The organism is Streptacidiphilus sp. ASG 303, assembly GCF_020991365.1.
Lineage (GTDB): Bacteria > Actinomycetota > Actinomycetes > Streptomycetales > Streptomycetaceae > Peterkaempfera.
This window is the reverse complement of the sequence record NZ_JAJLRA010000015.1, coordinates 46057-66399: the sequence shown is the minus strand read 5'-3', so window position 1 is coordinate 66399 and position 20343 is coordinate 46057. Positions and strand designations below refer to the sequence as shown.

Annotated in this window: 20 protein-coding genes; 5 read left to right on the top strand and 15 right to left on the bottom strand. The window is 76.3% G+C overall.

The features are described from left to right. Positions 1-187: 187 nt before the first annotated feature. A complete protein-coding gene (locus LO771_RS30765) occupies positions 188-313 on the bottom strand; it encodes a hypothetical protein (RefSeq protein WP_255744560.1) in 126 nt (41 codons plus the stop codon). Positions 314-438: 125 nt separating this feature from the next. Here LO771_RS30765 and LO771_RS19215 point away from each other — a divergent pair, with 125 nt between their 5' ends. Further along, complete coding sequence (locus LO771_RS19215) at positions 439-2811, top strand: SpoIIE family protein phosphatase (protein WP_230654131.1); 2373 nt, start codon at positions 439-441, stop codon at positions 2809-2811. A 55-nt stretch (positions 2812-2866) separates the two neighbouring features. Here the strand turns inward: LO771_RS19215 and LO771_RS19210 are convergent, their stop codons facing one another. From LO771_RS19210 to LO771_RS19170, 9 genes are all read right to left on the bottom strand, one after another. Continuing rightward, positions 2867-3535: a class I SAM-dependent methyltransferase gene (locus LO771_RS19210; RefSeq protein ID WP_230654129.1), complete on the bottom strand. Its 669-nt coding sequence runs from the start codon at positions 3533-3535 to the stop codon at positions 2867-2869. Positions 3536-3782: 247 nt separating this feature from the next. Further along, on the bottom strand, positions 3783-4211 hold the full coding sequence (locus tag LO771_RS19205; protein WP_230654127.1) for a hypothetical protein: 429 nt from the start codon (positions 4209-4211) through the stop codon (positions 3783-3785). A 181-nt stretch (positions 4212-4392) separates the two neighbouring features. Then, positions 4393-5823, bottom strand: coding sequence for an adenylosuccinate lyase (purB, locus tag LO771_RS19200; protein ID WP_230654125.1), 1431 nt, complete (start codon positions 5821-5823; stop codon positions 4393-4395). A gap of 127 nt (positions 5824-5950) precedes the next feature. Next, complete coding sequence (locus LO771_RS19195; protein WP_230654123.1) at positions 5951-6409, bottom strand: MarR family winged helix-turn-helix transcriptional regulator; 459 nt, start codon at positions 6407-6409, stop codon at positions 5951-5953. A 53-nt stretch (positions 6410-6462) separates the two neighbouring features. Next, the gene (locus tag LO771_RS19190) at positions 6463-7107 is read right to left on the bottom strand and encodes a thiol:disulfide interchange protein DsbA/DsbL (RefSeq protein WP_230654121.1); all 645 of its coding nucleotides are present in this window, start codon (positions 7105-7107) and stop codon (positions 6463-6465) included. Between the two features lie 167 nt (positions 7108-7274). Continuing rightward, positions 7275-8090 (bottom strand): ABC transporter permease, encoded by an 816-nt coding sequence (locus LO771_RS19185; protein ID WP_230654119.1) that lies wholly within the window; start codon positions 8088-8090, stop codon positions 7275-7277. A gap of 105 nt (positions 8091-8195) precedes the next feature. Then, positions 8196-9092: an ABC transporter permease gene (locus tag LO771_RS19180; protein ID WP_374228198.1), complete on the bottom strand. Its 897-nt coding sequence runs from the start codon at positions 9090-9092 to the stop codon at positions 8196-8198. Beyond that, the gene (locus tag LO771_RS19175) at positions 9059-10255 is read right to left on the bottom strand and encodes an ABC transporter substrate-binding protein (protein ID WP_230654118.1); all 1197 of its coding nucleotides are present in this window, start codon (positions 10253-10255) and stop codon (positions 9059-9061) included. Before LO771_RS19175 ends, LO771_RS19180 begins: the two co-directional genes overlap by 34 nt. Before the next feature lie 131 nt (positions 10256-10386). After that, the gene (locus LO771_RS19170; protein WP_230654116.1) at positions 10387-11469 is read right to left on the bottom strand and encodes an ABC transporter ATP-binding protein; all 1083 of its coding nucleotides are present in this window, start codon (positions 11467-11469) and stop codon (positions 10387-10389) included. A gap of 161 nt (positions 11470-11630) precedes the next feature. Between LO771_RS19170 and LO771_RS19165 the strand changes: the two genes are divergently transcribed. Together LO771_RS19165 and LO771_RS19160 are read left to right on the top strand one after the other, a co-directional pair. After that, positions 11631-12374 (top strand): FadR/GntR family transcriptional regulator, encoded by a 744-nt coding sequence (locus LO771_RS19165; protein WP_230654114.1) that lies wholly within the window; start codon positions 11631-11633, stop codon positions 12372-12374. 222 nt (positions 12375-12596) lie between these two features. Then, a complete protein-coding gene (locus tag LO771_RS19160; protein ID WP_230654260.1) occupies positions 12597-13304 on the top strand; it encodes a cache domain-containing protein in 708 nt (235 codons plus the stop codon). A gap of 146 nt (positions 13305-13450) precedes the next feature. Here LO771_RS19160 and LO771_RS19155 read toward each other — a convergent pair whose 3' ends face one another. Both LO771_RS19155 and LO771_RS19150 read right to left on the bottom strand, forming a co-directional pair. After that, the gene (locus LO771_RS19155) at positions 13451-13897 is read right to left on the bottom strand and encodes a DUF3037 domain-containing protein (protein ID WP_230654112.1); all 447 of its coding nucleotides are present in this window, start codon (positions 13895-13897) and stop codon (positions 13451-13453) included. Continuing rightward, positions 13894-14652: a HipA family kinase gene (locus LO771_RS19150; RefSeq protein WP_230654110.1), complete on the bottom strand. Its 759-nt coding sequence runs from the start codon at positions 14650-14652 to the stop codon at positions 13894-13896. Before LO771_RS19150 ends, LO771_RS19155 begins: the two co-directional genes overlap by 4 nt. A 240-nt stretch (positions 14653-14892) precedes the next feature. Between LO771_RS19150 and LO771_RS19145 the strand changes: the two genes are divergently transcribed. Further along, entirely contained in the window at positions 14893-16251 is a 1359-nt protein-coding gene (locus LO771_RS19145; RefSeq protein ID WP_230654108.1) for an NAD(P)/FAD-dependent oxidoreductase, read from the top strand. Here LO771_RS19145 and LO771_RS19140 read toward each other — a convergent pair. The 3 genes from LO771_RS19140 to LO771_RS19130 all read right to left on the bottom strand — a co-directional run bounded on the left by LO771_RS19140 (position 16231) and on the right by LO771_RS19130 (position 19277). Continuing rightward, positions 16231-17055, bottom strand: coding sequence for an FAD:protein FMN transferase (locus LO771_RS19140; RefSeq protein ID WP_230654258.1), 825 nt, complete (start codon positions 17053-17055; stop codon positions 16231-16233). The genes LO771_RS19145 and LO771_RS19140 overlap by 21 nt on opposite strands. 131 nt (positions 17056-17186) lie before the next feature. Then, positions 17187-17747 (bottom strand): FMN-binding protein, encoded by a 561-nt coding sequence (locus tag LO771_RS19135; protein WP_230654106.1) that lies wholly within the window; start codon positions 17745-17747, stop codon positions 17187-17189. A 132-nt stretch (positions 17748-17879) separates the two neighbouring features. After that, positions 17880-19277 carry a ferric reductase-like transmembrane domain-containing protein gene (locus tag LO771_RS19130; RefSeq protein WP_230654104.1) on the bottom strand — a complete coding sequence of 466 codons (1398 nt, stop codon included), beginning with the start codon at positions 19275-19277 and terminating at the stop codon, positions 17880-17882. A 254-nt stretch (positions 19278-19531) separates the two neighbouring features. On the opposite strand from LO771_RS19130, the gene LO771_RS19125 reads away from it, so the two are divergent. Continuing rightward, complete coding sequence (locus LO771_RS19125) at positions 19532-20314, top strand: response regulator transcription factor (RefSeq protein ID WP_230654256.1); 783 nt, start codon at positions 19532-19534, stop codon at positions 20312-20314. Positions 20315-20343: the final 29 nt, after the last annotated feature.

Here is a 20343-nt window from a genome sequence, read left to right as displayed (position 1 = left end):
GGCGGGGAGGGGCCGGGTGCCTCCGCCGCCGCCGTCCACCTGGCCGACCTCCGGACGCGGCTGGGTGCGGTCGGCCGCAACCTCGGCGGGCTGTCCCCGGACGGCGGCGCCGCGCCCGCGGCGGCGGGCCCGGGGCGGCCGGGGGCCGCGGCGGGCGGGCCGGCCGGGAACGGACCGGTCAGGAGCGTCAGGAGCGGTGGCGGGGAGGCGCCGGGCGGTCGCGGTAGCGGAGGCCGCCCATGAGGAAGAGCAGCGTCCCGGCGCAGACGGCCAGGACCAGCAGCGCGTAGCCGATCATCTGGAGGGCGATCATCGCGGTCCCCTTCCGCCGGGCGGTGTGCCCGGTACCAGTCCATTAGGGCACGGCGGGGCGAGCGGTGCAGAAGTCTGCGACGATCGAGGTTGCGGGGGTCGTGCGTGCGGGAGGTGAGCCGACCGGTGTCCGATCGAGACGTGCTCATGCGGCTCGACACCCGGGGCGTCGTGGTGGAGTGGAGCCCCGAGGCCGAGCGGCTCCTCGGCCGCACCGCGGCGGAGGCGCTGGGCAGGGCGGCCGCCGCGCTGGGCCCGTTCCCCGACGGGGCGGCGGACCTGCGCCTGGAGGTCCGGCCGGTGCCCCGGGCGGACGGGGCGGCCGTGTGGGAGGTGACCGCCCGCCCGGCGGGGGCGGACCGCGGGGGCGAGGGAGGCGTGGACGGCGGGGACGCGGCGGCCGGCGGCCTCGGGGCCGCCCTGGTGGAGGCGCTCTTCACCCAGTCGCCCGTCGGCCTGCACCTCCTCGACCCGGAACTGCGCCTCCTCCGCTTCAACGCCGCGGCCTCCGGGGTGCAGGGCACGGATCCGGGCGGTCTGCTGGGCCATCCGGTGACCGAGGTCTACCCGCTGTGCGAGCCGACCCGGGCCGAGCCGATGCTGCGCGAGGTCCTCGCCACCGGGATGCCCGTGCGGAACCACCTGGTGCGCTGCGGCACCGTGGCCGACCCCGGCCGCAAGCGGTCCTTCGCACTGTCGGCCTTCCGGCTGCTGGGCAGGGACCGGCGGGTGCTGGGCCTGGCCGTGTCCGTGGTGGACGTGACCGAGCAGGAGCGGTCCCGGGCCCGCCTGGTCCTGCTGGGCCAGGCGCGGACCGCCATCGGCCGCACCATGGACATGATGCGGACCGCCGACGAGCTGGCGGGGGTCACGACCCCGGGCTTCGCCGACGCGACCGCCGTGGACCTCCTCGACTCCCTCGCGCGGGGCTCCGACCCTCCGTCCGGGCCCGTCGACCCCGACGTGCCCCTGCGCCGGGCGGCCTTCCGCTCCCGGCAGGGGCTGCCGGGCACCCTGCCGGTGGGGAACGTGGGCCGGTACCCCTTCCCGACGCCGTTCACCCAGAGCCTGGCCGACCGGCAGCCGCGCCTGGTCCGCAGCCTGGACGGGGAGGGGCAGGCCTGGCTGGCCCGGGACCCCGAGCGGGCCCGGCAGCTGCGCGCCGCCGGCGTCCACTCGCTGGTCGTGGTGCCGCTGGTCCTCCGGGGCGCGGTGCTGGGCCTGGCCGCCTTCTACCGGTCGGGCGACTCGGAGCCGTACGACCAGGACGACCTGCCCGTGGCCGCCGACCTCGCCGCCCGCACGGCGCTGTGCGTCGACAACGCCCGACGGTACACCCGCGAGCACATGGTCGCCGTGACGCTGCAGCGGGAGCTGGTCCGCTGCACGCCGCCCGAGCAGGCCGCGGCGGAGATCGCCCACTACTACCTGCCGGCCGGCGCGGGCGGCGACTGGTTCGACGTCATCCCGCTCTCCGGCGCCCGGGTGGCCCTCGTCGTCGGCGACGTGGCCGGGCACGGGCTGCGGGCGGCAGCCACCATGGCGCGGCTGCGCACCGCGATCGACGCGCTGGCCGTCCTCGACCTGGAGCCCGACGAGCTCCTGGCCCGCCTCGACGACACCGCCCTGCGCATCGCGGAGGAGGGCTCGGACTGGCCGCCGACCCCGTCCGGAGGCTCCGACCTGCTGCTCGCCACCTGCCTGTACACGGTGTACGACCCCCTGTCGCGGCGGTTCACCGCCGCCAGCGCCGGCCATCCGGCGCCGCTGCTGACCCGCCCGGACGGGACGGTCGAGGAGGTGGGCGTGCCCGTGGGGCCGCCCCTCGGCAAGGGCGGCCTGCCGTTCGACGCCGTGGAGCTGGAGCTGGCCGAGGGCAGCCTGCTCACGCTCTACACGCCGGGGCTGCTGCGCGGCGCGACGACGGGCGAGGCCGGCCGGCCGGGCGGCACGACCGAGCTGCTGCGCAGGGCGGTGGCCCGGCACGACCGGCCGCTGCGGGCGATCCGGGACGAGGCCGTCTACGGGCTGCTCCCCTCCCGGCCGGAGGACGACGCCGTCCTGCTGCTGGCCCGCACCCGGACCCTGGACCCCGCGCGGGTCGCCACCTGGTCGCTGCCCTTCGAGACGTCGTCGGCCGCGGCGGCGCGGCGCCTGGTGCGGGAGCGGCTGGCCGCGTGGGGATTGGGCGAGGAGGCGTCCGCCGCCGAGCTCGTCGTCAGCGAGCTGGTCACCAACGCGGTCCGCCACGGGGCGGCGCCGCTGCGGCTGCGGCTGATCCGCGACCGGGCGCTGACCTGCGAGGTCTTCGACGGCAGCGACAACGCGCCGCGGCTGCGGCACGCCCGTGCCAACGACGAGGGCGGGCGGGGCCTGTTCATCGTGGCCCGGCTGGCCCAGGGGTGGGGCACCCGCTACACCTCGGACGGCAAGGTCATCTGGGCGCAGCTCGCCGCGGGCCGGGCGCCCGGGGAGGACCCGGACGGAAGACAGCGGTAGGCGCCGGGTGACGAGTCCCGATACGGGACCCTGTGCCGCCTCCGGCGCCCGGTCCTCAGGCGGGGCGCTCGGCCATGACGACCAGGCCCGGCCCGCTCTGCTCGCCCGCGGGGAGCCGGAGTTCGGCGACCGGGCGCAGCCCGGCCCGCTCGATGAGGTCCACGAGCTGTTCCGGCCGCCACCGGTGCGTCGTCCACCGGACGGGCACACCTCCGTAGGCCTCGGTGCGCACCACGTCCCCGTCGCCGGCGTGTGTCGCGGTGATGAAGTGCCCGCCCGGCTCCAGGGCGCGCGCGAACAGAGCGAGGACCTGGGGAAGGACGTCGCGGGGAAGGTTGAACAGGGACCACCACGCGAGCACGCCGCCGAGGGACGCCTCACCGAGGTCGAGGTCGGTGGCGGAGGCGACGTCGAAGCGGCACTGCGGATGGAGACGGCGCGCGTTCTCGACCATGCGGGGGGAGAGGTCCACCCCGGAGACGTCGAGTCCGCGTTCGGCCAGGTAGGCGGTCACCGTCCCGGGTCCGCAGCCGACGTCGAGAACGGGCCCGAGACCGCTCACGGTGTCGGCGAAGGCGTCGACGGCCGCCTTGAGCCAGGGATGGCGCCGGATGTCGCCGAACCCCGTCGTCACCACCATGCGGGCGTAGGTGTCGGCCACCCGGTCGTAGGACTCACGGACCGCGTCGAGATCGGCCGGGCGGTCGGTGCGGTGTGCGCGCATCAGCAGAGGATAGGACGACGGTCCCGGTTCCGGCGGTACAGCCGTCGGAACCCGGACCGGCCGGGGTCCGGCCGCCGCCGCGAGGGCGCCGACGCGCTTCCCGTCGTCGCGACGTGCGGCTGCGCCGGGCCGGGGCCGCTGCCGGGGCCGCTGTCGGGCCTCGGGTCGGGCCTTCGGCCGGGAGCGTCCCCGGCATCCGCGCGGTGCCCCACCGCCGGCCACCGTTCCGGCGCTCCCCGCGGACCGGTCAGACCGACGGCTGGGCGAACCACTCCCGCGCGGAGGTCAGGCCCCACACGATCACGGCGTCGATCGCCACGACCAGGACGCCCAGCACCGGCGCGGACGGGATGAAGAACATCCACCGCACGGCGCTGACCACGGCGAAGGCCAGCGCCAGCAGCCTGCCGGTGACACGCTGCCGCCCGTTGAGCGCCCAGGCCGCGTAGAAGGCGAGCAGCGCGAGGACCAGGTCGAGGACGCCCCACCAGGCGTGGGCGGAGCCGAAGACGGCGAAGGCGCGCGGGGAGAGCCAGCTGCTGCCGGCCCACTCGGTGACGGCGGCGATGACGAGGAAGGTGCCGAGCAGCACCATCATCACCGAGGCGAACTCCACCCGGGGAGGCATGGCTTCCTCCGGCTGCGCGGGCCGTCCTCCGGGTGCGTCGCTGTACATGACCCGATCCCAGCACCACGGCGGCCCCGGGGCACGCCGGGACGGCGCGCCGCTCCCCCGGCCGGGTGGCGGCCCGGTCCGGGGGGAGGCGGCGCGGCGGCCGTCCGTACCGCGCGGCCGCCGGCGGGGCGGCCGCGGGTCGGGCGGTGCGGCGCGGCGGGTCAGGCGGCGCGGCGGCGGGTCAGAGGATCGCGCCGGGGGTGTACTTCGCGGCCTGCGGGTACCGGTCGGCGACCTCCTGCACGCGGCGGGCGACCTCGGCCACCTGGGCGCCGGCCGCGCCGGTGAAGGAGAGCCGGTCGGCGAGGAGGGCGTCGAGGGCGGCCCGGTCCAGCGGGATGCGGCCGTCGGCGGCGAGCCGGTCCAGCAGCTCGTTGTGCCGGGCGCCCTCGCGCATGGCCAGGGCGGAGGCAACGGCGTGCTCCTTGATGACCTCGTGGGCGGTCTCCCGGCCCACGCCGGCCCGCACCGCGCCCATGAGCACCTTGGTGGTGGCCAGGAACGGCAGGTAGCGGTCGAGCTCGGCCTCGATGACGGCGGGGAAGGCGCCGAACTCGTCGAGGACGGTGAGGAAGGTCTCCAGCAGGCCGTCGAAGGCGAAGAAGGCGTCCGGCAGGGCGACGCGGCGGACCACGGAGCAGGAGACGTCGCCCTCGTTCCACTGGTCGCCGCCGAGCTCCGCGGTCATCGAGGCGTAGCCGCGCAGGATGACGGCGAGGCCGTTGACGCGCTCGCAGGAGCGGGTGTTCATCTTGTGCGGCATCGCGGAGGAGCCGACCTGGCCGGGCTTGAAGCCCTCGGTGACCAGCTCGTGGCCGGCCATCAGGCGGATGGTCTTGGCGAGGCTGGAGGGGGCGGCGGCGAGCTGGACGAGCGCGCTGAGCACGTCGAAGTCCAGGGAGCGCGGGTAGACCTGGCCGACGCTGGTGAGGACCCGGTCGAAGCCGAGGTGGGCGGCGACGCGGCCCTCCAGCTCGTCGAGCCTGGCGGTGTCGCCGCCGAGGAGGTCGAGCATGTCCTGGGAGGTGCCGACCGGGCCCTTGACGCCGCGCAGCGGGTAGCGGCCGAGGAGGTCCTCCAGGCGGGCGAAGGCGGCGAGCAGCTCGTCGGCGGCGGTGGCGAACCGCTTGCCCAGCGTGGTGGCCTGGGCGGCGACGTTGTGCGAGCGGCCGGCCATGACCTGCTCGGAGTACTGGGCGGCGAGGCGGCCGAGGCGGACCAGCACGGCGACGGTGCGGTCGCGGACGTGCTCCAGGGACAGCCGGATCTGGAGCTGCTCGACGTTCTCGGTGAGGTCCCGGGACGTCATGCCCTTGTGGATCTGCTCGTGGCCGGCGAGGGCGCTGAACTCCTCGATCCGGGCCTTGACGTCGTGCCGGGTGACCCGCTCGCGGGCAGCGATGGAGTCGAGGTCGACCTGGTCGACGACGCGCTCGTAGGCGGCGACGGCGTCGGCGGGGACCTCGATGCCGAGGTCCTGCTGGGCCTTCAGCACCGCCAGCCACAGGCGGCGCTCCAGCACCACCTTGTGCTCGGGGGACCAGAGGCGGGCCAGCTCCGCGGAGGCGTACCGGGCGGCCAGGACATCGGGGATGTTGGGCTTGGCGCTCACGCTGCGCAAGCCTAACAGTCCTGGTCAGCGCGGAGCCGCCCGGGACGCCGCGGGGCCCGCGCGGGAACCGCGGGCGGCGGGGCCCCGGCGGCAGGCCGGTCCCGGCCGGGACCGGTCCTGGCCCGGATCAGTCCTGGCCGGGACCGGCCAGCAGCGGCAGCAGCGCGCCGCAGAGCCCGTGCAGGGCGCGGCGCTGGCCGTCGTCGAGGGAGTCGAAGGCCCGCCGGGCCCGCTCCATCCCGGCCCGGATGCTGTGCAGCGCCTCGCGGCCCTCGTCGGTGACCACCACGATCTTGACCCGGCGGTCGGTCTCGGCGGCCCGCCGCACGGCGAGCCCGCGGCCCTCCAGCCGGTCCACGATGCCGGTGACGTTGGAGGCGTCGCAGCCCAGCCGCCCGGCGAGCGCGCGCATCGGCACCGGCTCCTGGACCGCGCCGAGCGCCTTGGCCTGGGCGGAGGTGAGCCCGAGGCGGGCGGCGGCGGCCGCGAAGTCGTGGAAGTAGGCGGCGCCCACGGCGGCGACCGCCTCCATGAGGTCGGCGGTGGTGGGGGTCTCGGCGGTGGGGGCGGCAGCGGTCTCGGCCATGCCCCCACGGTACGGCAGACAACTTGACAGGTTCAAGATTTCATGGGCGCAAGCTACCGGCGCGGCGCCGCCCGGCGCACCAGGCGGTCGACCACCGGCACCATCCCCTCCACGCCGCCCGCCAGGGTCGGCGCGGTGCGGTACCGGCCCTGGACCACCACGCTGGGCAGCTCGGGCACGGCGTAGCGGGCCATCAGCGCGGGCGCCTCCCGGGTCTCGCGGCGGACCTCGGCCGACGCGTAGGCCCGGCGGAACCGGGCGCCGTCCACGCCCTGCTCGCGCGCCCAGGCGGCCGCCGACGCCTCCGTGGTGAGGTCGCGGTGCAGGTCGCGCACGGCGTGGAAGGCGGCGGCCTGGAGGCGGTCGACCAGGCCGAGCCGCTCCAGCGTGTAGTAGAGCCGGGCGTGGGCGGTCATCACCCGGTCGCCTCCCGGCCACACGGCCGGCACCCGGCGCAGCCGCACGTCGCGCGGCTGCCGGGCGGCCCAGGCCGCCAGCGGCCTCTCCAGGCGCTGCGAGTGCCGGCAGTCGTACCAGAAGAACTCGACCGCCTCTCGGCCGCCCGGCCGGTCCACGGCCTGGGGGCGGTCGAGCCGGACGTACCCCTGCGGGGGCGCGCCGGCCGCGGTGGCGGCGGCGGGGCAGAGGGCGGCGGCGAGGGCCGCCAGCACGGCGGCGGCCCGGGTGCGGAGCTTCATGGCGGCACCCTGGCAGGTGCGGGCGCGGGCGGGTGCGGGGCGCACGGCGGCCGGCGGCGGATTCCCCCGATGGGACGACCGGGCCAGGGCCCGTTATCCCGCAGGGGGGCGGGCGGCCGACCGCCCCCCTGCGGGCCGGGCGGGGACCGGCCCCGGCCCGGCTCCCGTCACAGGCGGCCGCCGGAGGCGGAGTCGGCGGAGAGCCGCTGCGCCAGGTAGACGGGCACCACCGAGGCGACCACCAGGACCGCCGCCACCACGTCGACCACCGGCGCCTGGTTGGGCCGGGACATGTTGGAGAAGATCCACACCGGCAGGGTCTGCACCCCCGCCCCGGCGGTGAAGGTGGTCACCACGATCTCGTCGAAGGAGAGCGCGAAGGCCAGCAGCGCCCCCGCCGCCAGGGCGGAGCGCACCATCGGGAAGGTGACGTCCCGGAAGGTGCGGAAGGTGTCGGCGCCCAGGTCCATCGCCGCCTCCTCCAGCGAGGCGGCCGTGCGCCGCAGCCGGGCGGCGACGTTGTTGTAGACCACCACCACGCAGAAGGTGGCGTGCCCCACGACCACGGTGAACAGGCCGAGCCCGACGCCGAGCGGCTGGAGCACCGTGCGGAAGGCGGTGTTGAGGGCGACGCCGGTGACGATGCCGGGCAGGGCGATCGGCAGCACCAGCGCGAAGGAGAGCGCCTCGCGGCCGAAGAAGCGGTGCCGCTGGGCGGCGAAGGCCGCCATGGTGCCCAGCACCAGCGCGAGGGCGGTGGCGCCCAGGCCCGCCTTGACCGAGGTCCACAGCGCCGAGCGGGCGCCGTCGCTGTGCCAGGCGTCGGACCACCAGTGCAGGGTGAGGCCGGAGACGGGCCAGCCGAGGGTCCGGTCGGCGTTGAAGGACTGCACCAGGACCAGCAGCAGCGGCAGGTAGACGGCGGCGAGCACGGCGGCGGCGGCGACGCGCAGGGCGGTCCGGGCGCGTCGGGAGAGGTTCATGGGGGCTCGGCTCCTCACGGGCGGGGCGGGCGGGCTGCGCGTCGGGGGGACGCCGTACCGGGTCGGGGCCGTGCGGGGCCGCGGCTCCTGCGGCCCCGCACGGCCTCACAGGCTGCGGAGGGCGCCGCTGCGCCGCACGGCCAGCAGGTAGAGCAGGATGACGACGACGGGGACGGTCCCCAGCGCGGCCGCCAGCGGCAGGTCGAGGGTGATGTTGGCGTACACGAGGTTGCCGATCAGCTGCGTGCGGCCGCCGACGATCTGCACCGCGATGTAGTCGCCCAGGCTGAGCGAGAAGGTGAAGACCGAGCCCGCCGCCACCGACGGCAGCACCATGGGCAGCACCACCGAGCGGAAGGTCCGCCCGGCGCCGGCCCCCAGGTCCGCGGAGGCCTCCAGCAGTTTGTCCGGGAGCTGCTCCAGGCCGGCGTGGATCGGCAGGATCATGTACGGCAGCCACAGGTAGGCGAGGACGGCGACCACGGCGGGCAGGCCGAAGCCCGGACTGCCCAGGCCCAGCGGCCGCAGCACCCAGTCCAGCGGACCGCCCTCGGCGAGGATCGCCCGCCACGCGTACACCTTGACCAGGTAGCTCGCCCACAGCGGGGTGAGCACCGCCACCACCAGCAGGCGGCGGTGGCGGGGCCGGGCGACCTTGGCCATGTAGAAGGCGACGGGGAGGGCGAGCAGGACGTCGATGACGGTGACCGCCACGGCGACGCCGATGCTGCGCAGCGCCACCGTGCGGAAGACGTCGGTGGTGACGACCGCCCTCAGGTTGTCGAGGCTCCAGATCCGGACGACGTCGGAGGTGAAGGGGTCGGTGGTCCAGAAGGCGGAGAGGAAGAGCGCGGCCAGCGAGCCCAGGTAGGCGACGACCAGCCAGGCGGTGGGCGCGGAGAGCAGTCCGGCCAGGCGCAGCCGGGGGTGGCGGTGGAGGAAGGCGGCGAGGGCGGTCACGTCGGTGCTCAGCCCTTGATCCCGGTCCAGGCCTGGACCCACTTGGCGTAGGGGACGCAGGTGGTGTCCTTGCGGCCGTCGACGCACTGCGGGATGGGCGTGGTCCAGAACCAGACCCGCTTCCAGTAGGCGGCGTCGGAGGCGTGGTAGGTGGCGCAGAAGGACTTGTCCGCGGTGTGGTCGCAGGCGAGGCGGTTGGCGGGCGCCTCGCCGAAGTACTCGGCGACCTGGGCGTTGGCCTCGGGGGAGACGATCCAGTCCATCCACCGGTAGGCGCAGTTGGGGTGCTTGGCCTTGGCGGAGACCATCCAGGTGTCGGACCAGCCGGTGGAGCCCTCCTTGGGCAGGACGGCGTCCACGGGCGCCTTCTCCGCCTGCGCGGTGTTCGCGATGACCTGCCAGGTGGTGCCGAGGACCGAGTTGCCGGACTTGAAGGCGGAGACCTCCTTCAGGTAGTCGCTCCAGTACTCGCCGATGTTGGCGTTCTGCTGCCGGAGCAGGGCGACGGCGGCGTCGAACTGCTTGGAGTCCAGCGCGTAGGGGTTCCTGATGCCCAGCTCGGGCCTGGTGCTCATGAGGTGGAGCGCGGCGTCCGCGATGTAGATCGGCGAGTCGTAGGCGGTGATCCTGCCCTTGTACGGGGAGTCGGCGGCGAAGACCGGGGCCCAGGAGTCGGGGGCGGGGCTGACCTTGTCCTTGCGGTACATCAGCAGGTTGGCGCCGTAGCCGTGGGGGATGCCGTAGGCGACCCCGTTCACGGAGTTCCACTTCTGCATCTTGAGGGAGGCGAAGACGTCCTTGTAGTTGGGGACGAGGTCGGTGTTGACGGGGGCGGCGTCGCCGGAGGCGATGAGGCGCAGCGAGGCGTCGCCGGAGGCGGAGACGGCGTCGTACTCGCCGGTCTTCATCAGGTTGACCATCTCGTCGGACGTGCCGGCGACCTTGGTGCTGACCTGGCAGCCCGTCTTCTTCTCGAAGGGGTGGACCCAGTCGACCTTCGGGTCGTCGGAGCCGTCCTCGGCGTAGCCGGCCCAGGCGATGAGGTTGACCCTGCCCTCGCCGGGGCCGAGGGTCTTCATGGCCTGGAGCCTGGGCGGGGTGAAGCCGGCGCCGCCCGCGGCGGACGGCTTCGCGGTGGAGGAGCAGGCGGTCGCGGCGAGCGCGACGGCGCAGAGGGCGGCGGCGAGGGCGGGGGTGCGGCGCACGGGGAGGGCTCCGTTCGGGGGCGACGGGGACGGGGGTGTGCGGGCGGTAGCGGGATAGCCCGGGGGGTACGGGGGTTTGCGGGCGGCGCGGGGCCCGGGGAGGAGCGGCCGCGCGGCGGTGCGGCGGTGCGTCAGGCGGCCTCGCCGATCCGGACGTTGTGCCGGCGGTCCCAGACGAGCAGGGCCCGGGCGCCGCGCAGGGCGGCGGAGTCGGTGGCGGAGGCGTCGAGGTTCTGGCGCAGCGCGGTGAGGCGGCCGCCCGCGTCGAGGTCGACGACCAGGCGGGTGGTCTCGCCGAGGTAGACCGCCTCGGCGATCCGGCCGGACGCCCGGCAGAGCTTCGCGTCGCCGTCCCCGCCGTCCCCGCCGCCGGGCTGCGCGGCGTCCTCGCCGGTGAGGACGCGGATCTTCTCGGGCCGGACGCTGAAGGTCCCCCGCTCCCCCAGTACCTGCTCGGCGGCGTCGCCGTCGAGCAGGTTGGAGGTGCCCACGAAGGAGGCGGCGAAGGCGGTGGCGGGCCGCTCGTAGAGCTCGGCCGGGGTGGCGACCTGCTCGATGCGGCCGGCGTTGAAGACGGCGATCCGGTCGCTGAGGGTCAGCGCCTCCTGCTGGTCGTGGGTGACCAGGACGAAGGTGATCCCGGCGGCGCGCTGGATCTCCTTGAGCTCGACCTGCATCTGCTCGCGGAGCTTGAGGTCGAGGGCGCCCAGCGGCTCGTCCAGCAGCAGCACCCGGGGGCGGGTGACCAGGGCGCGGGCGAGGGCCACGCGCTGGCGCTGGCCGCCGGAGAGCTGCCCGGGGCGCCGGTCGCCGAAGCCCTCCAGGCGGACGCCGCGCAGCGCCTCGCGGGCGCGCTCGGCCCGCTCGGCCCGGGGGACGCGGCGGACCTTGAGGCCGTAGGCGACGTTCTGCTCGACCGTCATGTGCGGGAAGAGGGCGTAGTCCTGGAAGACCGTGTGGACGTCGCGCTCGAAGGGGGCGAGGCGGGTGACGTCGCGTCCGGCGAGCTCCACGGTGCCCGCGGTGGGGGCCTCGAAGCCCGCGATCATGCGGAGCACGGTGGTCTTGCCGGAGCCCGAGGGGCCGAGCATGGCGAAGAACTCGCCGTCGGCGATCTCCAGGTCGACGCCGCGGACCGCCTCGACCCGGTCGTACGACTTGCGCAGTCCGCGCAGTGCGATGGCCGGGGTGTCGCTGGTCGGCTGCGCCGGCATGGTGCGGTTCCTCCTCGCCGTAGGGGTGTGGGCGAAAACCTATGGAGTTATATTTCAAAGGACAAGACCCGGGCCGGGTAAAGCTTCGGCCAAGTGGGAGAGTGGACACGGACATCCGTGCGTACGGGGCCAGCGCGGAACGGTCAGAAGGACGGCGGAGGTTGGAACGACTCTCGGGCGGCGCCCACCTCGGCGTCTTCGCCCCCGTGCAGAACCAGGCGCGCGTCGGCGCCGTCGCCCGCCGCCTCGGCGACGCCATCGAGCTGGGCCTGCTCGCCGACGGCGAGCAGCTGCCCGGCGAGGCCGACCTCGCCGCCCGCCTCGGCGTCTCCACCGTGACCCTGCGCGGCGCGCTGGTGGCGCTGCGGGAGCAGGGGCTGCTGGAGACCCGCCGCGGCCGGGGCGGCGGGAGCTTCGTCACCGCGCCCTCCGGCCCGCCCGCCGAGCGGCTGCGCACGCGCCTGGCCGAGTACGGGGTCGAGGAGCTGCGGGACCTGGGCGACCACCACGCCGCGGTCTCCGGCGCCGCCTCCCTGCTGGCCGCCTGCCGCACCGACGAGGACGGCCTGGCCCGGCTGCGCCGGCTGGAGGAGGAGTTCGCCGCGGCGGCGGGCGACGCGGCCGCGCTGGCCCGGGCCGACCGGCGGCTGCACGTGGAGGTCGCGGCCGCCGCGCAGTCGCCCCGGCTGACCCGGGAGGAGATCCGTTTCCAGACGGAGTCCGGAGCGCTACTCTGTCTCGCACTTTCGGAGGACGATCTGGCAGGGGCGGCGGTGCGGCAGCACCGCTCCCTGCTGGCGGCCGTCGAGGCCGGGGACGGGCAGGGGGCCCGCGCCCTCGCCGAGGAGCACGTGCGGGCCGCCGTGGACCGCCTGGTCGACCTCCGGCTGCACCTGCCCGACTGAGCCCCCTCCCGGGGCACCGGCCGGGCACCCGACACCGCCCGCCCCCGCGGCCGCGGCACCCCGACCCAGGCAGGCCCCGTGACCGTCCAGCACTCCCCCGCCTCCCCCCGCACCGCGGCCCGCAGCACGGCCCGCGGCGGACCGGGCCGCACCCCCGCGGACCCCGCCGCCCCGGCGGCCGCGGCGGACCCGGGAGCGGCGGCCGCCACGGCCGAGGAGGCGGTGGCACGGGTCCGGGACACCCTGGAGCGGGTCTTCGCCGCCGTCGAGCGGACCCGGGAGGCGGCGGAGCGGATCGTGGGCGGCGCCCGTGCCGTCGGCGCCGCCCCCTCCACCGCCGACCTGGCCGCACTGCGCCCGCTGCTGCTGCGGCAGCTCGCGGAGCACGCCCCCCTGATCTCCGGCGCGGGCTTCGTCGCCGAGCCCGGCAGCCTCGCCGACGCCCCCGCCTGGCTGGAGTGGTGGCAGCCCGGCCCGGACGGCGCCCCGCGCCCGCTGCGCCTGCACCTGGACCCCGACCGCTCCGCGTACGCCGACTACACCCACTGGGACTGGTTCGCGATCCCCCGCACCACCGGGCAGCGCGCCGTCTCCGGCCCGTACGTCGACTACCTCTGCTCGGACGAGTACAGCCTCACCCTGGCCGCGCCGGTCACCGTCGGCGGGGAGTTCGCCGGGATCGCGGCGGCCGACGTCTACCTGCGGCACTTCGAGGCGGCGGTGCGGCCCGTCCTGCGGCGGCTGCCGGCCCCCGCCTGCCTGGTCAACGCCCGCGGGCGGATCGCCGCCTCCAACACCGCCCGGCACGTCGCCGGCTCGCTGCTGCGGGGCGTCGACCCGGCGGCGGTGCCGGAGACCGGCGCCCACCGCCAGGGCGGGCTGGAGCTGCGGCGCTGCGGGACCCTGCCGCTGGTCCTGGTCACGGGCTGACGCGGGACGCGGCGGCGCGGCGGCACACGCGGGCCGCCCCGGACACACCGGGGCGTCCTGACCGCACCGGGAGGGCCGGCTCGGCGGACCGGGAAGGCCGCCTCGGCGGACCAGGAGGACTGCCTCAGCGGACCAGGAGGACTGCCTCAGCGGACCAGGAGGTCCGCGAGCCGCTCCAGTTCGGCAGCCGGGTCGGCGGTGAGGCCCGTGTGGACCGGCCCCGGCTGCACGACGGTGCTGCGCGGCGCCGTCAGCCAGCGGAACCGCTGCCCGGGGCTGTCGGCCGCGGCCTGTCCGGCGTGCCCGCCGCCCAGGCAGACCCCCTCCACCCCGCGCAGCACCCGCCGGACGCCCTCGGTGTCGGCGTGCGGGTCCAGGGCCAGCAGCCGCGCCTCGTCCAGGTGGGTCAGCGCGCCGACGAAGCCGGGGACGCGGCAGTAGAGGAGGACGCCCACGTTGACGCACTCGCCGCGCTCGACCCGGGGCACGGCGCGGAGCAGGGCGTACTCGTAGTCGTGGAGCACCGGGGCCGGGCCGCCGGGTGCCGGGGCGGACGCCGGGCCGGGTGCCGGGACGGGGCGGTCGGCGGTCATGCGGGCACCTCCGGGAGCCAGTCGCGGGGCCCGGCCGCCCGGGCGGCGAGCTGCGCGGCGTACGCCTCGCGGACCGCGTCCGGGCAGTCGAAGCCGGGCTCGTCCGCCAGCCACTCGTCGGGGACGAGCGCGGCGGCCTCCAGCAGCAGGTCGTCGGTGACCAGGGGCCCGAGCTCCCGGTCGGCGGCGGCGACGTCGGGCCCGAAGCGGAGGAGCGCGTGGTCGCCCGCGTCGAACGGGCGGCGGGTCCAGGCCGCGGCCCCGGGCCAGTGGTGGTGGAAGATCAGGCAGGCGCCGTGGTCGACGAGCCACAGGCCGCCGCCGTCGACGAGCAGGTTGGGGTTGCGCCAGGAGCGGTCCACGTTGCCGACCAGCGCGTCGAACCAGACGATCCGCCCGGCCTCCCGCGGGTCCACCTCGAAGCAGAGCGGGTCGAAGCCGAGCGCGCCGGAGACGAAGGCCATGCCCAGGTTGAGGCCGCCGCTGGCGCGCAGCTGGTCCTGCACCTGCTGGTCGGGCTCGCTGCGGGCGAGGACCGGGTCGAGGTGCAGGCGCCGCAGCTCGGGCACCCGCAGGCCCAGCCGCCGGCCGATCTCCCCCGCCAGCACCTCGGCCACCAGCGCCTTGCGGCCCTGGGCGGCGCCGACCCACTTGGCGACCCACACCCGGTGGTCGTCGCCCTCGACGAGGCCCGGCATCGACCCGCCCTCACGCAGTGGCGTCACGTACCGGACCGCCGTCACCTCGGGAAGCACCCGCACACCCTACCCACCACCGGACGGCCGCCGGGAATCCGCGGTCCGCGGGGGCGGCCGCACCGACCGCACCCGTCCGCCGCGCATGATCCGCTGCGGGCCGGTGAGGAGCAGGGACGAGGCCGTGCGGACCGGTGGCGGGGCCGACGGCGCCGTGCCACTGTGGCCGCAGGCGGCGACGGTGCCGCCGCTCGGGGACACCGGCGGCAGTGACGAGACCAGCGCTGTGAGGGATGCCTGATGGAACGACCCCGGATCCTGGTGGTGGGCGGCGGCTTCGCCGGAGTCGAGTGCGCCCGGCGGCTGGAGCGCAAGCTCGCCCCGGCCGAGGCGGAGATCGCACTCGTCACGCCCTTCAGCTACCAGCTGTACCTGCCGCTGCTGCCCCAGGTGGCGGCCGGCGTGCTCACCCCGCAGTCCGTCGCCGTGTCGCTGCGACGCGTCCTGCGGCGGACCAACATCATCCCCGGCGGCGCGATCGGCGTGGACACCCAGGCCAAGATGTGCGTGATCCGCACGATCACCGACAAGGTGATCGTCAAGAAGTACGACTACATCGTGCTGGCACCCGGCAGCATCACCCGCACCTTCGACATCCCGGGCCTGAACCAGTACGCGCGGGGCGTGAAGACGCTCGCCGAGGCCGCGTACATCCGCGACCACGTGATCTCCCAGCTGGACCTGGCCTCGGCGACGACGGACCGGGCCGAGCGGGAGTCCCGGCTGCAGTTCGTGGTGGTCGGCGGCGGCTACGCGGGCACCGAGACCGCCGCCTGCCTGCAGCGGCTCACCACGGCCGCCGCCAAGCGGTACCCGCGGCTGGACCCCCGGCTGATCAAGTGGCACCTCATCGACATCGCACCCCGGCTCATGCCCGAACTCGGCGACAAGCTGGGCCGCACCGCGCTGGAGATCCTGCAGCGGCGCGGCATCGAGGTGTCGCTGGGGGTGTCCGTCGCCGAGGTCGGCGAGGACAGCGTGAAGTTCACCGACGGGCGGCTCATCCCCAGCCGCACCCTCATCTGGACCGCCGGCGTCGCCGCCAGCCCGCTGATCGGCACCCTCGGCGCCGAGACGGTCAAGGGCCGCCTGGCGGTCACCGCCGAGATGCGGCTGCCCGGCGTGGAGGGCGTCTTCGCGCTCGGCGACGCGGCGGCGGTGCCCGACCTGGAGAAGGGGGACGGCGCGGTGTGCCCGCCCACCGCCCAGCACGGCATGCGGCAGGGCAAGGCGGTCGCCGGCAACGTGGTGGCGGCGCTGCGCAACCAGCCGCTGAAGCCCTACCGGCACAAGGACCTGGGCCTCGTGGTGGACCTCGGCGGCATGGACGCGGTCTCCCGCCCGCTCGGCGTGGAGCTGCACGGCCTGCCCGCCCAGGTGGTCGCCCGCGGCTACCACCTCATGGCGCTGCGGACGAACGTCGCCAAGGTCAGGGTGTCGACCAACTGGACGCTCAACGCCACGGCCGGCGACGACTTCGTGCGGACCGGCTTCCTCGCTCGGCGCCCGGCCGCGCTGCGGGACTTCGAGTACACCGACGCGTACCTGACCCCGGAGCAGGTCCGGGAGCACACCCGGTCACTGCTGGCCAAGGGCTGACGGCACGGCGGGCCGCCACTCGCCCGGGTCCGCGGAGGCCCGGGCGGGGGCGGCCCGCGGCGCGTCGGGTGCCTCGGGCGCGTCGGGGAAGCCGGAGGTGCGGCGCAGGGCGCCGTCGGGCAGGACCGCCAGCGCCTCCAGTCCCTCACGGGCCTCCAGCCGCGCCACGCAGGCGGGACCCATCGCGAAGGCCGCGGTCGCCCAGGTGTCGGCCTCGGTGAGGCCCGTGCCGACCACGGTGACCGAGGCGAGCGCGGTGGCGGGGCGGCCGGTGTGCGGGTCGGTGATGTGGGCGCCGCGCTCGGCGGTGCCCGAGGTGGCGACCGCGATGCCGTACCCGGAGACCACCGCGGCCAGCCGCCCCGGCAGCAGGGGGTGGGCGACGCCGATCCGCCACGGCCGGCCGGGCGCCGGGCCGCCGGTGGTCTGCACGTCGCCGCCGCCGGTGACGCTGTGGCTCCGCGAGCCCGCCTCGCGCAGCAGCCGGGCGGCCTGCTCCACGGCCCAGCCCTTGACGAGGCCGCAGGGGTCCAGGCGCCCGGCGGGGCGGGCGGTGAACCAGCCGCCGGTCTCCCGGGACGCCTCCTCGCACCACTCCAGGACCAGGGCGACGTCGGGGTCGCACTCCCCCAGGGCGGTCTCCCCGCGGTCGAGGCGGCTGATCTGGCTGTCCTCGCGGTAGGGGGAGAAGACGGCGTCCACCCGGTGCAGCCAGACGACCGCCTCGCGCAGGGCGTCCTCGACGGCGGCCCGGCGTCGGCCGCGGCCCGCGTCGCGGACGTCGAAGGAGAAGACGGTGCCCATGGCGTGCTCGACGTGGCGCAGCGGGGGCGCAGCGGGGTCGGTGGTCGCGGGGTCGGTGGTCGCGGGGTCGACGGCTGCGGGACAGGTGGCCGGGGGGCCTTCCGGGGTGGCGCCGGCCGGCGCGGCGGCGGTCACAGGCCCGCCCTGTCGAGCGCGCTCTGCAGGGAGCGGGTGTAGCCGTCGCTGGTGTAGGTGGCGCCGGAGACGGCGTCGATCCGGGCGCTCTGGGCGCTGAGGGCCTCCTGGTTGAGGATCGGCAGGGCGTAGCCGTTGATCTCCTGGTCCCGGTGGTCCTCGTTGGGGTACTGCACCACCGAGATGTCGGTGATCTTCTTCCCCTGGACGCTGACCTTCACCTGGACCGGCCCGTAGCGGGTGTCGGCGGCGTCGCCGGTCACGGTGCGGGCGGTCCCGGACGCCGTACCGGACGAGCCGGACGAGCCCGACGAGCCCGACGTGCCGGACGAGCCCGACGAGCCGGTGGACCCGGTGGTGCCGCCGTCGTCGGTCCCGCCGCCGGCACCGCCCTGGTCGTCGCCCCCTGCGGCGGTCCCGCCGGACGCGGTGGACGTGCCGCCCCCCGCGCCGGTCGAGACGGGCGCTCCGGCGGTGGACTGCCCGTGGGGCTTGAGGGAGAGCAGCAGCACCACTCCGGAGACGGTGGCTGCGCTGGTGATGACGGCTCGGCGCACGGCGGGCTCCTCGTTGTCCGGGATCGGATCGGGTCGGGCGGATCGCGCGGGTCGGGCGGATCGCGCAGGTCGGGTGGGTCGGGCGGATCGGGACAGGCGGGCGGGCCGGGACAGGCGGGCCGGCCTCCGGCCTCAGAGGGCGAAGGACTCGTGGTGGATCCGGCTCCGCCGCACCCCCGCCGCCCGCAGGGCCCGGACCGCGGTCTCCGCCATGGCGTCGGGGCCGCAGAGGTAGACGTCGTGGGCGGCCAGGTCGGGCACCAGGCGGCGCAGCGTGTCCGGGTTGAGCGGCTCGCCGACCTCGGCCCGCCGGCCCACCAGGTAGTGCAGGGCGGCGCCGCGGCCCGCCGCGATCGCCTCCAGTTCGCCGCGGAAGAGCAGGTCCTCGGCGCGGCTCGCCCGGTAGACGAGGGTGAGGTCGCCGGGCGCGGCCGGCAGGGTCTCGAAGAGGGCGCGCAGCGGGGTGATGCCGACGCCGGCGCCCAGCAGCAGCACCTTGCGCGAGCGGCGGCGGGCGGCGGTGAAGGCGCCGTACGGGCCCTCGGCGCGGACCCGGGTGCCGGGCCGGAGCCGGGCGGCGGCCCGGCTGTGGCCGCCGAGGTCCTTGACCGTGAACCGCAGGTACCGCGGGTGGACGGGTGCGGAGAGCGAGTACGGGTTGGCGGCCCAGCGCAGGCCCGGCGCGAGGAACTGCAGGCGGAAGAACTGCCCGGGCTCGGCCCGCAGCTCCTCCAGGTGCCGGCCGGTGAGGAAGACCGAGACCGTGCCCGGTCCCTCGGGGCGCACCTCGGCGACCCGCAGCCGGTGGCGGCGGTCCAGCCGGAACGGCACGAGCAGCCGGTACCAGCCGAGCAGCGCGGCCGTGCCGAGGTAGAGCCCGTACCACGCGGCGCGGGCGGGGGCGCTGGACACGAAGTCGGCGCCGTTGGCGAGCTGGTGGGCGAAGCCGAGGGCGACGGCCGCGTAGGTGGCCAGGTGGAGGTAGTACCAGACCTCGTAGCCGAGCCTGCGGCGGGCGGCGCGGGCCGAGACGGCGGCGGTGCCGAACAGCAGCAGGGTGGCGGCGGTCGCCTTCAGCATCTCCGGGTAGTGGAGCACGATGTCGACGGTCTCGCCGGCGACGCCGTGGCGGTTGGTGAGCGCGTAGCCCCAGATCGTCAGCACCACGTGGGCCGCGACCAGGCTGATCATGTACCGGCCGCCCATGGCGTGCCAGCGGGCGAGCCGGTCGGCGCCCACGCCGCGCTCCAGGAGCGGCAGCCGGGCCATGAGCAGCACCAGCAGCGGGGCGGCGTAGCCGGCGAGCAGGCCGGTGATGCGGCCCGCCCCGGTGAGCCAGGCGCCGGTGCCGGGGACGGCGGGGGTGCCGGTCCACCACAGGGCGAGGACGCCGGCGGCGCCGGCCCACACCAGGGCCAGGACCGCCGCGGGGAGCACGCCCGGGGGCAGGGCGGGGCTCCCGGGTGCGGCGGGACGGCGGTGTGCCGGGGGGCCGCCGGTGCGGGTGCGTCCGTCCGTGACAGTCGCCATGGGGTTCCTCCTTCGCCGGGGCCGGCGTGGGGGCCGGTACGCCGCAACCCTGGCACCGCTCCCTCTGCGTTCCCTCTGAGCCCTGCGGCCCCCCGACCGCCCCCGGACGGCGAACCCGCAGGTCGGAGCGGTGCGGAGGGCGTCCGGGGCCTCCGGGTCCCCCCAGGGTTCTCATAGGGTTCTCAGAGGAAGGCGTGACACTGTCGGGAGGAGCACGGGTGCCGGGGCACCTGACGGCGGACCGGACGGGGACGATGGACGAGCAGACCGCAGCAGCAGCCACCGCGCCGGCGGCGGCCGCGCAGGACGGCGACGGCCCCGTGCGGGTCCTGGTCGTGGACGACGAGCCCGACCTGGTGGACGTGCTGTGCGGGGCGCTGCGCTACGAGGGCTGGGAGGTCCGGGGCGCCGCGGACGGCGCCGCGGCGGTGGCGCGGGCCCTGGAGTTCCGCCCGGACGCCGTCGTGCTGGACGTGATGCTGCCCGACGTCGACGGCCTGGAGGTGCTGCGCCGCATCCGGGCGGCGCAGCCGGAGGTGTGCGTGCTCTTCCTCACCGCGCGCGACGCCGTGGAGGACCGGATCGCGGGCATCACGGCCGGCGGCGACGACTACGTGACCAAGCCGTTCAGCCTGGAGGAGGTCGTGGCCCGGCTGCGGGGCCTGCTGCGCCGGGCGGGCATGTCCCGGGCGGGCGCGCCCGCGCCGGGCCGGGACGCGGGGCCGGTCCACGGCGAGGGGTGCCTGGTGGTGGGCGACCTCGTGATGGACGAGGAGGCGCGCGAGGTGTCCCGGGGCGGCGAGGCGGTGGAGCTCAGCCCCACCGAGTTCGCCCTGCTCCGCTACCTGATGCGCAACCCGCGCCGGGTGCTGAGCAAAGCGCAGATCCTGGACCACGTGTGGTCGTACGACTTCGGCGGCCAGGCCCACGTGGTGGAGCTGTACATCAGCTACCTGCGCAAGAAGATCGACGCCGGGCGTGCGCCGCTGATCCACACGGTGCGGGGCGCCGGGTACGTCCTCAAGCAGGCCCAGTGACCGGCGGACGGGCGGGAGCCGCGGCGGAC

Excerpts from the sequence above, each read along its gene's own strand:
- LO771_RS19205 (WP_230654127.1), bottom strand. The coding sequence starts at position 4,211 with ATGTACAGCGACGCACCCGGAGGACGGCCCGCGCAGCCGGAGGAAGCC.
- LO771_RS19190 (WP_230654121.1), bottom strand. The coding sequence starts at position 7,107 with ATGAAGCTCCGCACCCGGGCCGCCGCCGTGCTGGCGGCCCTCGCCGCC.
- LO771_RS19195 (WP_230654123.1), bottom strand. The coding sequence starts at position 6,409 with ATGGCCGAGACCGCTGCCGCCCCCACCGCCGAGACCCCCACCACCGCC.
- LO771_RS19145 (WP_230654108.1), top strand. The coding sequence starts at position 14,893 with ATGGAACGACCCCGGATCCTGGTGGTGGGCGGCGGCTTCGCCGGAGTC.
- LO771_RS19140 (WP_230654258.1), bottom strand. The coding sequence starts at position 17,055 with ATGGGCACCGTCTTCTCCTTCGACGTCCGCGACGCGGGCCGCGGCCGA.
- LO771_RS30765 (WP_255744560.1), bottom strand. The coding sequence starts at position 313 with ATGATCGCCCTCCAGATGATCGGCTACGCGCTGCTGGTCCTGGCCGTC.
- LO771_RS19130 (WP_230654104.1), bottom strand. The coding sequence starts at position 19,277 with ATGGCGACTGTCACGGACGGACGCACCCGCACCGGCGGCCCCCCGGCA.
- LO771_RS19125 (WP_230654256.1), top strand. The coding sequence starts at position 19,532 with ATGGACGAGCAGACCGCAGCAGCAGCCACCGCGCCGGCGGCGGCCGCG.
- LO771_RS19155 (WP_230654112.1), bottom strand. The coding sequence starts at position 13,897 with ATGACCGCCGACCGCCCCGTCCCGGCACCCGGCCCGGCGTCCGCCCCG.
- LO771_RS19185 (WP_230654119.1), bottom strand. The coding sequence starts at position 8,090 with ATGAACCTCTCCCGACGCGCCCGGACCGCCCTGCGCGTCGCCGCCGCC.
- LO771_RS19210 (WP_230654129.1), bottom strand. The coding sequence starts at position 3,535 with ATGCGCGCACACCGCACCGACCGCCCGGCCGATCTCGACGCGGTCCGT.
- LO771_RS19170 (WP_230654116.1), bottom strand. The coding sequence starts at position 11,469 with ATGCCGGCGCAGCCGACCAGCGACACCCCGGCCATCGCACTGCGCGGA.